Annotated in this window: 13 protein-coding genes; 4 read left to right on the plus strand and 9 right to left on the minus strand. The window is 48.7% G+C overall.

Going from position 1 to position 15,749, the window contains the following annotated elements; all coding sequences use genetic code 11:
* Window positions 1–64: 64 nt before the first annotated feature.
* Entirely contained in the window at window positions 65–1,579 is a 1,515-nt protein-coding gene (gene glpK, locus Q1A40_RS13305; protein ID WP_300000836.1) for a glycerol kinase GlpK, read from the minus strand.
* A gap of 417 nt (window positions 1,580–1,996) precedes the next feature.
* On the opposite strand from glpK, the gene zapB reads away from it, so the two are divergent.
* Window positions 1,997–2,236 (plus strand): septal ring assembly protein ZapB, encoded by a 240-nt coding sequence (zapB, locus tag Q1A40_RS13310; protein ID WP_300000837.1) that lies wholly within the window; start codon window positions 1,997–1,999, stop codon window positions 2,234–2,236.
* Between the two features lie 220 nt (window positions 2,237–2,456).
* Here zapB and rraA read toward each other — a convergent pair whose 3' ends face one another.
* From rraA to priA, 7 genes are all read right to left on the minus strand, one after another.
* A complete protein-coding gene (gene rraA, locus Q1A40_RS13315) occupies window positions 2,457–2,942 on the minus strand; it encodes a ribonuclease E activity regulator RraA (RefSeq protein ID WP_300000895.1) in 486 nt (161 codons plus the stop codon).
* Between the two features lie 128 nt (window positions 2,943–3,070).
* On the minus strand, window positions 3,071–3,994 hold the full coding sequence (gene menA / locus Q1A40_RS13320; RefSeq protein ID WP_300000838.1) for a 1,4-dihydroxy-2-naphthoate polyprenyltransferase: 924 nt from the start codon (window positions 3,992–3,994) through the stop codon (window positions 3,071–3,073).
* 504 nt (window positions 3,995–4,498) lie between these two features.
* On the minus strand, window positions 4,499–5,833 hold the full coding sequence (gene hslU, locus Q1A40_RS13325) for an HslU--HslV peptidase ATPase subunit (protein WP_300000839.1): 1,335 nt from the start codon (window positions 5,831–5,833) through the stop codon (window positions 4,499–4,501).
* A 9-nt stretch (window positions 5,834–5,842) separates the two neighbouring features.
* On the minus strand, window positions 5,843–6,373 hold the full coding sequence (hslV, locus tag Q1A40_RS13330) for an ATP-dependent protease subunit HslV (RefSeq protein ID WP_300000840.1): 531 nt from the start codon (window positions 6,371–6,373) through the stop codon (window positions 5,843–5,845).
* 88 nt (window positions 6,374–6,461) lie between these two features.
* A complete protein-coding gene (gene ftsN / locus Q1A40_RS13335) occupies window positions 6,462–7,352 on the minus strand; it encodes a cell division protein FtsN (protein WP_300000841.1) in 891 nt (296 codons plus the stop codon).
* A gap of 204 nt (window positions 7,353–7,556) precedes the next feature.
* Window positions 7,557–8,576, minus strand: a complete 1,020-nt coding sequence (gene cytR, locus Q1A40_RS13340; protein WP_300000896.1) for a DNA-binding transcriptional regulator CytR — start codon at window positions 8,574–8,576, stop codon at window positions 7,557–7,559.
* A gap of 185 nt (window positions 8,577–8,761) precedes the next feature.
* A complete protein-coding gene (priA, locus tag Q1A40_RS13345; protein WP_300000843.1) occupies window positions 8,762–10,960 on the minus strand; it encodes a primosomal protein N' in 2,199 nt (732 codons plus the stop codon).
* Between the two features lie 205 nt (window positions 10,961–11,165).
* Between priA and rpmE the strand changes: the two genes are divergently transcribed.
* Complete coding sequence (gene rpmE, locus Q1A40_RS13350; RefSeq protein ID WP_300000845.1) at window positions 11,166–11,381, plus strand: 50S ribosomal protein L31; 216 nt, start codon at window positions 11,166–11,168, stop codon at window positions 11,379–11,381.
* Between the two features lie 102 nt (window positions 11,382–11,483).
* Here the strand turns inward: rpmE and metJ are convergent, their stop codons facing one another.
* Window positions 11,484–11,801, minus strand: a complete 318-nt coding sequence (gene metJ, locus Q1A40_RS13355) for a met regulon transcriptional regulator MetJ (RefSeq protein ID WP_008457553.1) — start codon at window positions 11,799–11,801, stop codon at window positions 11,484–11,486.
* Window positions 11,802–12,077: 276 nt separating this feature from the next.
* On the opposite strand from metJ, the gene metB reads away from it, so the two are divergent.
* Window positions 12,078–13,238: a cystathionine gamma-synthase gene (gene metB, locus Q1A40_RS13360; RefSeq protein ID WP_300000848.1), complete on the plus strand. Its 1,161-nt coding sequence runs from the start codon at window positions 12,078–12,080 to the stop codon at window positions 13,236–13,238.
* A 2-nt stretch (window positions 13,239–13,240) separates the two neighbouring features.
* Complete coding sequence (locus Q1A40_RS13365) at window positions 13,241–15,673, plus strand: bifunctional aspartate kinase/homoserine dehydrogenase II (protein WP_300000849.1); 2,433 nt, start codon at window positions 13,241–13,243, stop codon at window positions 15,671–15,673.
* Window positions 15,674–15,749 lie beyond the last annotated feature (76 nt).

The raw sequence follows: 15,749 nt of genomic DNA on the forward strand, positions 1-15,749 counted from the left end.
AGGCAGGAGTTTAGCACAGAGAAAACGCCCTCCGCGTGCGAATCCGCCTTGCATGAGTCAGTGATTAACTTCCATACTCGTCTTCCCAGTGCAACGTGCGATTCACGGCTTTTTTCCAGCCCGCATAACGATAATTACGTTCGGTGGTTTCAATGCCAGGCTTAAAGGTTTTTTCAATCGTGGCTTTATCTTGTAGCTCATCAAGACTCGACCAGAAACCGACCGCCAGACCTGCCAGATAGGCGGCCCCCAGAGCCGTGACTTCACGTACTTCCGGACGCTCTACCGGCGTTCCGAGAATATCGGACTGAAATTGCATCAGGAAGTTATTCGCCACAGCTCCACCATCTACGCGCAGAGCGTGTAAGCGGATGCCAGAGTCTGCTTGCATGGCCTCCAGAATATCGCGGGTTTGATAGGCGATAGATTCAAGCGTAGCACGGATAATATGGTTGGCATTCACACCGCGAGTGAGACCTAAAATGCCGCCCCGAGCATAAGGATCCCAGTAAGGCGCTCCCAGACCCGTAAAGGCTGGTACGACATACACGCCATTACTGTTAGGGACTTTAGTGGCAAAATATTCGGAGTCATCTGCATCACGAATGAGCTTCATCTCATCACGTAGCCACTGAATTGAAGCTCCAGCCATAAACACCGCCCCTTCCAGGGCATAGTTCACTTCACCGCTTGGGCCACAGGCTATGGTGGTTAGCAGACCGTGGCTAGAGGTCACGGCTTTTTCACCGGTGTTCATTAGCATAAAGCAGCCGGTGCCATAGGTATTTTTTGCCATGCCAGCTTTAACACAACACTGACCAAAGAGGGCCGCCTGCTGATCCCCTGCAATACCGGCAATAGGAATACGCGTTCCACCTTTACCACCAATATTAGTTTTTCCGTACTCTTCAGAGGATTTGTGCACAGATGGCAGCATAATGCGTGGAATACCGAGATGTTTAAGTAACTTATCATCCCAGTCCAGATCCCGAATATTGAATAACATGGTGCGTGAGGCATTGGTATAGTCGGTCACATGAACCCGACCCTGGGTCATTTTCCAGACCAGCCAGGTATCAATGGTGCCAAATAGCAACTCACCACGGTAGGCTCGCTCCCGAGCACCTTCAACATTATCGAGGATCCATTTCACCTTGGTGGCGGAAAAATAGGGGTCGACTACCAGGCCGGTATTATGGCGAATATACTCTTCCAGCCCATCATGTTTAAGCTGTTCACAAATATCGGCAGTACGTCTGCACTGCCAGACAATCGCATTATAAATCGGCTTACCAGTTTCACGCTCCCATACCACGGTCGTTTCGCGCTGATTTGTGATACCAATAGCGGCCACTTGGTCAGAATTGATATCGGCTTTTGCCAGTGCTTCTGTCAGGGTGGAACTCTGCGAAGCCCAGATTTCGAGTGGATCATGTTCGACCCAGCCTGACTTAGGATAGATTTGAGTCAGTTCGTGCTGGGCAGTACTGATGATACTGGCATTATTATCTAGGACAACGGCACGTGAACTGGTTGTGCCTTGATCGAGTGCAACGATATATTTTTTTTCTGTGGTCATTATCAGGCCCTGAATGAATATTTTACTTTACGGCTTGGCTTCCTTGCATCAAAACGACAATGCCCACAGATTTTACCCCCGGAGTACCGATAAGTGGCAGCAGTGAATTAGCAAAGAGTGAGCCAGGAGACAAAATTCATCACAGAATGAGCGGAAAATCGCCGTAAAATACGGTTTTAGGTTCAGAATAGGCCGATAAAAGGCTGACAAATGATATGTTATGCAAAGAGCATAGTAAGCCGCTGGACACGAGCATCTGTGCTACTTACAATCGGTTAACGCTATGTGTTACACATAGGCTCATAAAGGCGTCGCCGAGAAATCGGGGCAAGGGTTATCCTGACGCATTCGAACTGTAGCTTTACGCGTATCGGGTAAAATATCCATCAGCGCCTGGCCATTCAGGAGAGGTTTACAATGTCATTTGAAGTGTTTGAGAAACTGGAAGCAAAAGTTCAGCAGGCGGTTGATACGATTACTCTGTTACAGATGGAAATCGAAGAGCTGAAAGAAAAGAACAATGTTGTATCGCAAGAACTGCAGCAGGCAGAAGGTCAGAAAGATGAGCTGGTACGTGAGAATGGTTCACTGAAAGAACAACTGCAGGGCTGGCAGGATCGTTTGCAAACTCTGCTGGGTAAAATGGAAGAAGTTTAACGCGAGCGTTCAGAATTCTGTATTGCGTTAATAAGTCAGAACGTGATGGCATAATTTAATAGCGAACAGTGACAATGCCATACTCTGCTCTGCGGGCGGCATTGTCCTTTTTCCTCTTGTTATTCCTTCAGGCACAAAAAAACCGACTCAGTGGCCGGTTTTTTACCCCAACAGACGGTGAGTTTAATCGTTGCCTTGGGTTGCGTTTTTATGGGTAGGGCTATTCGATATCCAGTGCGTCTTCAGAAAGAATAATGCCCGTATTATCGGCATACAGATGATCGCCTGAGAAGAATGTCACGCCACCGAAGTTAACGCGCACATCACTTTCACCAATTCCTTCGCTCGGGACACCTGCCGGGATAGCTGCGACGGCTTGAATACCAATATCGAGCTCTTCGAGGTCGTCAACCTGACGTACGGCGCCATAGACGACAATGCCTTCCCACTCATTTTTATGAGCCAGTCGAGCGAGGTCTGCATCAATCAGCGCGCGACGTACGGAGCCGCCACCATCAACTAATAACACATGCCCACGGCCATTTTCTTCAAGCAGGGTATAGAGCAACCCGTTGTCCTCAAAGCATTTTACCGTAATGATTTGCCCGCCAAACGACGACCGTCCGCCAAAATTAGAAAATAGCGGCTCAACGACGTTGACCTCCTCCTGGTAAATATCACAAAGCTCGGAAGTATCGTATTTCATAGGATTCAGGTTCATCTGCTGCTGGGAACTCTAGTATATAGCCTAATCATAACTGTTTGCAAAACCATCAATTGTTAATTGTTATTTATTGATGATATATCCGGCTTATATCAATTTTTTAGATACAGCTAAGGCGTACTCAATACGACACCAATGGCAAATAACAGATTGGCGAGTAAAGCAGCTTTAACCGTGCGCTCCAGCATTGGGCGCATAGCGACCGGGCTCTGCTCACGTAAAACATAGAGTGCCTGTTTAACCAGCAGTGGGGCCGCCAGGATAAATAGCCATCCCCATAAACTTTTGAGCCATAAAAGATTAAACAGGGCAAAGCACAAAAGTGAACCTATCAGCAGGCAGACATGATAGCGGCGGGCAGCAGTTGGCCCCAGTCTTACTGCCAGGGTATTTTTGCCGTTTTCACTGTCACTCTCGATATCACGTAAGTTATTAATATTGAGGACTGCTGTCGCCAATAATCCACAAGCAGTGGCCGGAAAAATAACCAATAAAGCCAGAGTATGTGCTTGTAGATACCAGGTTCCAGCGACACTTATCCAGCCAAAAAAGATCAGTACCGAAATATCTCCCAGTCCCATATAGCCATAAGGGCGAGTGCCGACGGTATAGGTGATTGCCGCGGCGATGGATAACACGCCGAGTAGTAAGAAACCGAGAAAATCGGTAAAGGTTTCACAGGCCAGCGCAACCAATGAAAAACCGGACAAACAAATCAGAATCACGGTAATAACCAGAGCCCGTTTCATTTGTGCCTGGGTAATCAGCCCTTTTTGCATACCGCGTAGAGGCCCGATTCGGTCTTCTTTATCACTGCCTTTTACGGCATCACCATAATCATTGGCCAGATTTGACAGAATCTGTAATAGACCGGCGGTTAATAAGGCGAGCAAAGCGATGGCGGGATCAAAAACATGCTGCCAGTAAGCCAGCGCGGAGCCACAGACGATAGAAGCAAACGCCAGGGGAAGGGTACGGGGCCGCAGGCTCTCCAGCCAGGCTTGGGTCATACTCGCAGATTGCGGATTGCTCATAATTTCAGGTGCCAGATAAAAAGGGAATATCGGTTGTCCCTTAAAGTGAGTAATAAGAGCCTGTCTGATTAGGCTATTTTTATTTGCCATTTCGCCAAAGTCTGCGCTCAAAATCCTCACTTACCAGGCGTACACTCCGGCTTTTCCGAGCTGTCAGGACCAAACTGGCTGCAACAATGCGCGCTTACTGGGACAGGCTTAAGCACACGTGTTTGTTTTCAGTGGCAGCAACTATTTGATTGTAGATGATTAAGCATAAACTGGAGCAGTCATTTTTCTCCAGATCTTTATAAAAAAGGAGGCATAAGCCTCCTTGAGAGTATGACAAACCTTCAATCATCCCTGAATAAACAGAGATAACCGAACAAAAAACAAGGAAAATCAATTTATTGATTTTCGACTGCTCACCACCAAGAAGGAAAAACCACGTTTTTTCCTTCTTGGTCAGCAATCAGAAGGAGGCATAAGCCTCCTTTAAATCAAATAAAATGCATTTCCTGTAAATTACAGGATAAAACGACTCAGGTCTTCATCTGCAACCAGTTCATCCAGATGCTTACTGACATAGTCGGCATCGATAGTAACGGACTGGCCATTCATCTCGCTGGCGTCATAAGAGATCTCTTCCACCAGGCGCTCAAGTACCGTGTGAAGACGACGTGCACCGATATTCTCGGTAGACTCATTCACCTGCCATGCAGCCTGTGCAATACGACGAATACCGTCCGGAGTAAAATCGATATTAACCCCTTCAGTTGCCATTAACGCTTTGTACTGAACGGTAATGGAAGCATTAGGTTCAGTCAGAATGCGTTCAAAGTCATCGACGGTCAGGGCTTGAAGTTCGACCCGAATTGGCAGACGACCCTGTAGTTCAGGGATTAAGTCAGAAGGGCTGGCAACCTGGAAAGCGCCTGAAGCAATAAACAGAATATGGTCCGTTTTTACCATACCGTGTTTCGTTGAAACCGTGCAGCCTTCTACCAGTGGCAGCAGATCACGCTGAACACCTTCGCGAGAGACGTCTGGTCCGGAAGCATTGCCGCCGCGCTTACAGATCTTGTCGAACTCATCGATAAAGACGATACCGTGCTGTTCAACCGCATCGATAGCATCCTGTTTCAGTTCTTCAGGATTAACCAGTTTGGCCGCTTCTTCTTCAATCAGCAGTTTCATCGCATCTTTAATTTTCAGCTTACGTGGCTTTTGCTTCTGGCCACCCAGGTTCTGAAACATAGATTGCAACTGGCTGGTCATCTCTTCCATACCCGGAGGTGCCATAATTTCCACGCCGACTGGGGCAGCAGCTAAGTCGATTTCAATTTCTTTATCGTCCAGCTGACCTTCACGCAGTTTTTTACGGAAGCTTTGACGGGCAGCAGAAGGTTCTGACTGCGTTTCAGACTGGCCCCAGTTATTTTTTGCAGGCGGGATCAGCACATCGAGAATACGTTCTTCGGCCATTTCTTCAGCACGGAAACGGTTTTTGTCGATAGATTGCATGCGAACCATTTTCACAGCAGCATCAGTCAAGTCGCGGATAATGGAATCGACTTCTTTACCGACATAGCCCACTTCAGTGAATTTAGTGGCTTCAACTTTAATAAACGGGGCATTAGCCAGTTTTGCCAGGCGACGGGCAATTTCAGTTTTACCGACACCGGTTGGCCCGATCATCAGAATATTTTTTGGCGTGACTTCATGACGCAACTCTTCATCCAGTTGCATCCGGCGCCAGCGATTACGCAGAGCGATGGCGACAGAACGTTTGGCACTGTCCTGGCCAATGATATGTTTGTTCAGCTCGCTGACAATTTCGCGTGGAGTCATTTCAGACATGGGAGATCCTTACGCCTTAGACGATAATTCTTCAATAGTGTGGAAATGGTTGGTGTAGATACAGATGTCACCGGCAATTTCCAGCGATTTTTCAACGATATCACGAGCACCTAATTCTGTGTTGTTCAGCAATGCGCGCGCAGCAGATTGTGCAAAAGGACCACCTGAACCAATAGCAATCAAGTCATCTTCTGGCTGAATAACGTCACCATTACCGGTGATAATCAGTGATGCATTTTCATCGGCAACGGCCAGTAATGCTTCGAGCTTGCGCAGCATACGATCGGTACGCCAGTCTTTTGCCAGCTCCACGGCGGCTTTCACCAGATGACCTTGGTGCATTTCAAGTTTACGCTCAAAGAGTTCGAACAGCGTAAAGGCATCTGCTGTGCCGCCAGCAAAGCCTGCAATCACTTTATCGTTATATAAACGACGCACTTTTTTGACATTACCTTTCATCACGGTATTGCCGAGAGTCGCCTGGCCATCGCCACCGATCACTACTTTGCCGTTACGGCGTACACTTACTATTGTTGTCACGAGCAGACCCCTTTGCATCAGCTAAACATTAGCCCGGTGCGGCGCACGGGGCATAATTTAGTTATAAATGGGGGGGATTTTTAGGGTTTCAACCCCCGGAAGCAAGACGAATACAGTTACCATGTCCGGCTATTTTTAGACGGCTGATGGTGTTATCGGCATTTTCCTTACCTTTTAATGGACCTATAACGACACGGTTCCAGCCATTATTGGTGGTAATACGTGAATCAAAACCTTTAAATGCCAGTTGAGCGCGAACTGTTTCTGCCTGTTCACTCCTCTTAAATGAACCACATTGGATAATCCAACGACGTTCATCTTTTTTCTCTTGTGGTTCGGCTGCACGTTTTGCCGGTTCAGGATTACGGGTTACTGATGTAACAGGCGCTTCGGGCTTCGCTTGTTGCGTATGAGGAGGCGTCTGTACTAAGTCCTGATGAGGCTGAGCGGCAGCTTTGTGTGGCTGAGTTTGTGTCGCATGTGGCTGTTGAGCATTTAAGGGTTGTTGTTGGGTTTGAATTTGTTTCTGTCGTTGAACTGTAGCAGCTTGCTCATTCCAGGGAACTTCATTAAGTTGCATCGGCTGTTGCTGGCGCATATCGGCCTGCATCTGTTCCAGCAACTGGCGTTGTTCATTGGTTAACTGCCTGGAGTTGAGAACTTCACCACCCGCAGTAGGTTCTGTAGGCGTGCGTACCCCTGGCTGGCGATTTTCCAGCTCTTTAATGTAACGCCAGCGTTCTTCTGGCTTAGGAGGTAAACCATTTCCGGTCACTTTATGACCAGGAATAACGTCAATTTCTTCTGCTTTGCGATGCGTGATGAAGTAAAGGGCACCGACAAAAGCCACAACCACTGCTGCCGCAATGACAACCATTGCTGGCGATACAGAAGAACGACGTTGCGTTTTACGGGAAGTATTTTTTTTGCGCCGCGTACCTGTAGATTGCGCGCGGCGTACATAATCTCGTTGTGCCACTATGCTGTCTTCATTCGTTTAATAGTCCCTTATCTCCGTCATACTTCAAGTTACTTGGGGTTGCCGCAGTAGGGGGCCGAATCACATGGCTTCTCTACGCTCATCGCCTGTCTGAACTTGGCGCCTGGGAGCAACTTGAATTATTTTGAGTATATGTTACTTAAGGGACAGGTCTTTGACCAGTTTATACGAGTACAAAGTGGCTCATTTCCCTTTCCCTGGAGCGCGAGTACTACCGCGTTCAACCAGAATACAGTCCAGAAGGCGAGAGCCATTGCTTACCGCTTGGCCTTGTAACTGATCCAGTAATAGCAGCATAGCCTCCTTACCAATGTTGAAACGAGGTTGTGCCACTGTGGTGAGCGGAGGGTCACAATATTGGGACAAGGCAATGTCATCAAATCCCATAATAGAGAGGTCTTCCGGTACTCGTAGCCCTCGACGTTTAGCGCTGGAGATTGCACCCAATGCCATCACGTCGGTATGACAGAAGATGGCGGTAGGTGGTTGAGGTAGCATCATCAGTTTTTCTAGCGCCTCTGAACCCGCTTCAAAGGTGAAGTCACCGCGAGCAATATAGTGTGGGTTAACCTCTGTACCGGTACGACGCAAAGCTTGCACATAACCTTGTAGCCGATAATGGCAATGTGGCATTTCTTCCGGACCTGCAATACAAGCAATACGCTTATGCCCCAACTTCTGTAAATAAGATACAGCATCGAAGGCGGCCGTCAGGTTGTCTATATGCACGGTGGGTAATTCGAGTTCAGGAGCAAATTCATTCGCCATGACTATCGGCGGTAGATTGCGCTGTTCCTCTTTACTGGCACCAAAGGGTAAGCGAGAACCCAGCAGTAACATTCCATCGATCTGCTTGGTAATAATAAGGTCAATAAAGGTCTTTTCTTGCTGATTCTGATGGGCACAATCGCCGATTAATACCAGATAACCATGACTGGCTGCAGTTATCTCTATACCGCGAATAATCTCACTAAAAAAGGGATCACAAATATCCGGAACGATAATCAGCAAGGTGCGTGATTCGTTACGTTTAATATTTCGACCCAGAGAGTGAGGTAAATAGCCGACTTCAATCGCGGCTTGTTCAACGCGATGGCGAGTGTGCTGAGAGACTTTATCAGGGTTCATCAGAGCTCGTGATACGGTTGCTGTTGAGACTTTAGCCCGGGCAGCAACATCTTTCATGGTGGCATTTTCCACCAGTGGTTTAGTCGAATTCAACGCCTTTCTCCTCGTGCGTACTACGCTATCATCAACACTTCCTGTGCTACTGACAGTACCCCTCATTCTTATCAGACTATTGCATTGTGTGGTTACAAAAATTTCATAGAAAATGTGACCAATATTGAGTTTTTCGATCTGCTTCTCATAAAGGAGTCCTTTTTGTGCTAGCCCTCGATAGGATCGACGTCGAGCATCCATTTTACTTTGCGTGCTTCAGGGAGTGTATTGATAAGCGTTAACGTATGACTGATGATCTTTTGTAACTTGGCCCGTGAGGGGTGCTGAAGCAATAGCTGCCAACGAAAACGTCCACTGCGTTTCGCTTGTAAGGCGGGAACCGGACCCATTACCCACAGTTGTTCGTCCCGTAGCGGACTGGCTTCCAGCAGATTGCGTAGTTGCTGAAGAAATAGTGCCGCCTGGTGATTATTCTGGTCTTCTGCACGAAACATGGCGTGGCTGGTAAAAGGCGGTAAGAATACCGTTTTTCGTTCATTTAGCGTCTCACTGGCAAAAGCATCGTAGCCCTTGGTGAGCAAGGTCTGTAATAAAGGGTGTTCCGGATGATGAGTCTGGAGCAAAACTTCCCCTTTTTTACCCGCCCGTCCCGCTCGACCAGAAACTTGTACATAAAGCTGAGCAAAGCGTTCTGCGGCCCTGAAATCACCGGAAAACAGAGCGCCATCAACATCCAGCAAGGCCACCAAGGTAACATCAGGAAAATGGTGGCCTTTTGCCAGCATTTGAGTACCAATCAGTAAGCGAGCCCCACCGCGATGAACTTCGCTCAACTGCTGTTCCAGCGCGCCCTTACGACTGGTGGTATCTCTGTCGATACGTGAAACAGGGATATCAGGAAACAGAGGTTGCAGGCTATGTTCAAGCTGCTCGGTACCCATGCCGATGGAAATCAGATGGGTTGAGCCGCATTGTGGGCATTGATTAGGAATAGCGCGCTGACTATCACAATGATGGCAGCGCAGATTACGCTGTCCCTGATGCACCGTATAGTAACTGTCACAGCGGGTACATTCTGCAATCCAGCCACAATCGTGGCACAACAGAGCCGGGGCATAGCCGCGACGGTTTAAAAACAAGATAACCTGGTTATCTGCCGCCAGATGTTGACCGATACTTTTAATCAACGCAGGCGATAAGCCTGATTTGAGTGCCTGACCTTTCATGTCGATAACATGCTGAGTGGCAGGGGTAGCGTTACCCGCTCGCTTTGTCAGACGTAGCTGACGGTATTTACCAATTTGCACATTATGCAGCGTTTCCAGTGCCGGTGTGGCTGAGCCCAGAATAATCGGGATATCTTCGGTATAAGCACGATAAACCGCGAGATCTCTGGCGTGATAGCGCCAACCTTCATGTTGTTTATAAGAGCTGTCATGCTCTTCATCTATCACAATGACGCCAAGATTGCAGAATGGTGTAAACAGAGCGGAACGCGTACCAATCACAATCGCTGCTTCGCCATTACGTGCTTTGAGCCAGACATTTAGCCGTTCACTGTCGTTTAAACCAGAATGCATTACCTCGATCGGGGCGTTGAAACGTTCCCTGAATCGGGCAATAGTTTGTGGCGTCAGACCAATTTCAGGTACCAGTACCAGCGCCTGTTTCCCCTGTGCGAGGACATTTTCCAGTACGCTGAGATAGACTTCTGTTTTACCTGAGCCAGTAATCCCGGCCAGTAACCAGCAGGAAAAATGGTCTGCATTGCTGTGTATCGCTCCGACCGCTGTTGCTTGCTCTGTATTCAGTTTTAACCGTTCTTCGGCCATTGAATAGGTTTTACGCCAGTCCTCTGTCGCCGGAGCAGCACTGTTCAGCTCGCACAGCCCTTTTGCTTTTAATGCCTGTAATGCGGCCTCATTGATTTCCAGCTCTGCTATCTGGTGACGCCAGATGATGGCATGGCGCAATGCAGCCAGAGCCTGTTGCTGTTTTGGGGCGCGTTTCAGGCTATTAAGGTCGACAGCTTTACCTTGCTCGGTGGCAAACCAGAACCACAGAGGTGCATGATGGGCGGGTTTGCCCTGACGTAATAAAACAGGCAGCGCATGGAATAGCACTTCACCAATCGGATAATGATAATATTCGGCGGCCCATAGCAGTACGCGCCATAGTGGTTCGGGAAATAATGACGCATTGTCCAGCAGGACAGAAACAGGTTTCAGGTTTTCTATCGCCAGTTCACTCTGTTCTTTCACCGCCATCACAATACCTATTGCCTGGTGCTGTTTACCAAAGGGGACTTGCACCCGGCAACCAGTAGTGACCTGCATTCCTTCCGGGATAAGATAATCAAAAGTACGTGCCAGAGGGACCTGAAGGGCAACTTGGGCGATGGGCATGGAGATATCCTGACAGAAAAAATGACGTAATAGTGTACACTGCACGCGGTGAGTTTGCGGATCAGTTTGCACCTTTAATCGGATCTCTGTATGATTTGCCGCCTTTGGTGCGCAAATCAGGTGCCAAATCCATTTATTTATTAACATCGCGTGGTGTCTGGCGTTAGGGCTGGAAGAGCGACGCGGCCTTATACTGAGGTTTGCCATGAAAAAAAATATTCACCCAAGCTATAACGCGATTACTGCAACCTGTTCTTGCGGTAACGTTATCAAAACCCACTCTACTTTGGGTCACGACCTGAACCTGGACGTGTGCGGTAACTGCCACCCATTCTATACTGGTAAACAACGTGTTGTTGATACCGGTGGTCGTGTTGATCGCTTTAACAAGCGTTTCAGCGTACCAGGCACGAAAAAATAAGTTTCGTTCCCGGAAAGAAAAAGGCACCTGTTGGTGCCTTTTTTGTTTTTGTGGTTCAGTCAGTGGACGAAAAGGCACTGATAAGTACCTTTCTGGTCAGAATTAATATTCCCACGTATCCGGATCAATCCCCAACTCACGCATGATAACCTTGGCATCTTCCGGGATCTCATCACTGCGTTCTTTGCGCAGGTCCGCATCGTTCGGTAACGGCTGGCCGGTGAAAGCGTGCAGAAACGCTTCACACAGCAATTCACTGTTTGTCGCATGACGCAGGTTATTGACCTGTCGGCGCGTACGCTCGTCAGTGAGGATTTTTAATACCTTCAGAGGAATGGAAACAGTAATTTTCTTTACTTGCTCACTCTTCTTGCCATGTTCAGCGTAGGGGCTGATATATTCGCCGCTCCATTCAGCCATGAGATACCCTTAGTCCTCTTTATCTATGAAAATAAGCCAGTACCGTCAATTAAACCGACATTGGCAATAATCTCTTAATCAGTCTCCCGCGTAGAATAAACGGTTCTGGCGCGTGAAACTAAGACAGATGCACTTAAAGCAGATAATTTTAACGGGTATTTGCGTTTTGCTCAATCTATACGCAAAGCAGTTTAGATGTCCAGATGTATTGACGTCTATAACCAGCTTGTTTAATCTGATACCAGATTTTTCTCTAATGACTCGGGTGAGGGCTCAATGACGCGTAAACAGGCAACGATAGCAGTACGCAGCGGTTTAAATAATGATGAACAATATGGTTGCGTAGTTCCTCCTATCCATCTCTCCAGTACTTACAACTTTACCGATTTTAATGAGCCCCGCGCTCATGACTATTCACGTCGTGGTAACCCGACACGGGATGTGACTCAGCGAGCCCTGGCTGAGCTTGAAGGGGGAGCAGGTGCGGTACTGACCAATACTGGTATGTCGGCAATTCATCTAGTCACGACGGTATTTTTGAAACCAGGCGATCTACTGGTGGCACCTCATGACTGTTATGGCGGCAGCTACCGTTTATTTGACAGCCTGGCAAAACGTGGAGCCTATCGTGTGCTGTTTGTCGATCAGAATGATGAGCAGGCATTACAGGCTGCACTGGCAGAAAAACCGAAGTTAGTGTTGGTTGAAACGCCAAGTAATCCCTTGTTACGCGTTGTCGATATTGCGAAAATTTGTGCTGCCGCGCGTGCAGCGGGAGCCGTGAGCGTTGTTGATAACACTTTCCTGAGCCCGGCATTGCAAAACCCTCTGGCATTAGGAGCGGATTTGGTACTGCATTCCTGCACCAAGTACCTGAATGGTCACTCTGATGTTCTTGCGGGTGTCGTTATTGCTAAAGATCCCGACCTGGTGACGGAACTGGCCTGGTGGGCCAATAATATTGGTGTAACCAGCGGTGCTTTTGATAGTTATTTGCTATTGCGTGGTTTGCGCACCTTGTCACCACGTATGGAGATAGCTCAGCGTAATGCCCAAGCGATTGTTGACTTTTTGGGGCGGCAACCGTTGGTGAAAAAGTTGTATCATCCTTCGTTGCCTGAAAATCAGGGCCATGAAATCGCCGCACGCCAACAAAAAGGTTTTGGTGCGATGCTCAGTTTTGAGCTGGATGGCGATGAGCAAACGCTGCGTCGTTTTTTGAGTAGCCTGACGCTGTTTACTCTGGCGGAATCCTTGGGCGGTGTGGAGAGTTTAATTTCCCACGCAGCGACCATGACACACGCGGGAATGGCACCAGAGGCGCGTGCCGCCGCAGGTATTTCTGAGACGCTATTACGTATTTCAACCGGAATTGAAGATAGCGAAGATTTAATTGCCGATCTGGAAAATGCATTTCGGATCGCTGCTGAGGGGTAAGCATGAGTGTTTCAGCACCAGCAGGGGCGCCAGTTCGTCAACTGCATAAGTTTGGTGGGAGTAGTCTGGCTGACGTGAAATGTTATCTGCGTGTCGCAGGTATTATGAATGAGTACTCAAAGCCAGGTGACTTGATGGTCGTTTCCGCCGCCGGAAGTACCACCAATCAGTTGATTAACTGGCTGAAGCTGAGCCAGAGCGATCGTCTGTCTGCGCACCAGGCGCAGCAAGCATTGCGTCGCTATCAGAGTGAGCTGATCACGGATGCGTTGCAGCCAGATCTGGCCGAAGCGTTACTGGGTGAGCTTATCCATGATCTTGAGCACCTTGCTGGATTGCTGGACGGAGAGATAACCGAAGCTGTTTATGCTGAGGTTGTCGGTCACGGTGAAATTTGGTCAGCACGCCTGATGTCTGCGGTACTTAACTTGCAGAATATCGATGCTGTCTGGGTTGACTCTCGTCAGTTTCTGCGTGCAGAACGCGCAGCTCAGCCTCAGGTTGATGAGGCCCGTTCCCGTCCGTTACTGCAAAATATTCTGATACAACATCCGCACAAACGTTTTGTCGTGACTGGATTTATTTGCCGTAATGATGCTGGCGAAGCGGTTTTGCTTGGGCGTAATGGTTCTGACTATTCAGCAACGCAAGTGGGGGCGCTGGCTGGTGTTTCACGTGTCACCATCTGGAGCGATGTCGCAGGTGTCTACAGTGCCGATCCCCGCAAAGTCAAAGATGCTTGTCTGTTACCTTTACTGCGGCTCGATGAAGCCAGTGAACTGGCGCGCCTTGCTGCACCGGTACTGCATACCCGAACCTTACAACCGGTATCAGGCAGCGATATCGACCTGCAGCTTCGTTGCAGCTACTCTCCAGAGCAAGGTTCAACGCGTATTGAGCGGGTACTGGCATCCGGAACCGGAGCGCGTATTGTTACCAGCCACGATGACGTATGTCTGATAGAACTCCAGCTTCCGAGTCAGCAGGATTTCAAAACGCTGAAAAAAGAGCTGGGGCAGATCCTTGAGCGTCATCAGATCCGCCCTCTGGCCATTGGATCACACCCCGATCGTAATTTGCTGCAGTTCTGCTATACCAGTGAATTAGTTCAAAGCGCATTACAGGTTCTTGAGAACGCTGGTTTGCCGGGAAAATTCCATCTGCGTGTCGGACTGGCGCTGGTGGCGATTGTCGGTGCCGGTGTTTGCCGTAATCCATTGCATAGCCACCGATTCTGGCAGCAGTTAAAGGATCAGCCAGTAGAGTTTACCTGGCAGTCAGAAGATGGCATCAGTCTGGTTGCCGTATTACGTACTGGCCCGACCGAAAACCTGATCCAAGGTTTGCACACCTCGCTATTTCGTGCTGAGAAACGTATCGGACTGATGCTATTTGGCAAAGGCAATATTGGCTCGCGCTGGCTGGAACTTTTTGCCCGTGAGCAGAAGACGCTTTCTGCCCGGACTGGATTTGAGTATGTTCTGGCAGGCGTTGTGGATAGCCGCCGTAGCTTGCTCAATACCCAGGGACTGGATGCCAGCCGTGCTCTGGCCTTTTTCAACGATGAAGCCACCGAACTGGATGAAGAGTCACTGTTCTTGTGGATGCGTGCACACCCTTATGATGATTTAGTGGTGCTGGATGTGACGGCCAGTGAACAGTTAGCAGGTCAATATCTGGATTTTGCCAGCCATGGTTTCCATGTTATCAGTGCCAACAAACTAGCGGGTGCCGGAAATGGTAACCAGTATCGCCAAATTCGCGATGCTTTTGAAAAGACCGGGCGTCACTGGCTCTATAACGCAACAGTAGGTGCCGGATTACCGGTTAACTATACGGTACGTGACTTACGTGATAGCGGCGATTCTATTTTGTCTATCAGCGGTATTTTCTCGGGAACCCTGTCGTGGCTGTTCTTACAGTTTGACGGCACCGTACCTTTTACTGAGCTAGTGGAACAGGCCTGGCAGCAAGGACTGACGGAACCGGATCCTCGGGTTGATTTATCCGGTAAAGATGTGATGCGTAAGCTGGTTATTCTGGCGCGTGAAGCGGGTTACGATATCGAACCCGATCAGGTCCGTGTCGAGTCTCTGGTACCTGTGGGTGGCGAAGATGATTCCATTGACAACTTTTTTGAAAACGGTGACGAGCTGAATGAGCAGATGGTACAGCGCTTTGAGGCTGCACAGGAGCTTGGTTTAGTTCTGCGTTACGTAGCCCGTTTTGACGCCAATGGTAAAGCTCGTGTGGGTGTAGAAGCGGTACGTGCCGAGCATCCACTGGCGGCCCTTTTACCTTGCGATAACGTTTTCGCGATTGAAAGCCGCTGGTATCGTGATAATCCTCTGGTTATCCGCGGCCCAGGTGCCGGTCGTGATGTGACCGCCGGGGCGATTCAGTCAGATTTAAATCGTCTGGCACAGCTACTGTAATCTTTCTCCTCTCCAGGTTTCTGGAGGGGAGGTCTCCTTCTCCGTTCATTCTGTCTTCTCCTCAAGCGTGAAAAAA

The organism is uncultured Cedecea sp., assembly GCF_947498825.1.
In the GTDB taxonomy this organism is placed as follows: domain Bacteria; phylum Pseudomonadota; class Gammaproteobacteria; order Enterobacterales; family Enterobacteriaceae; genus JGM124.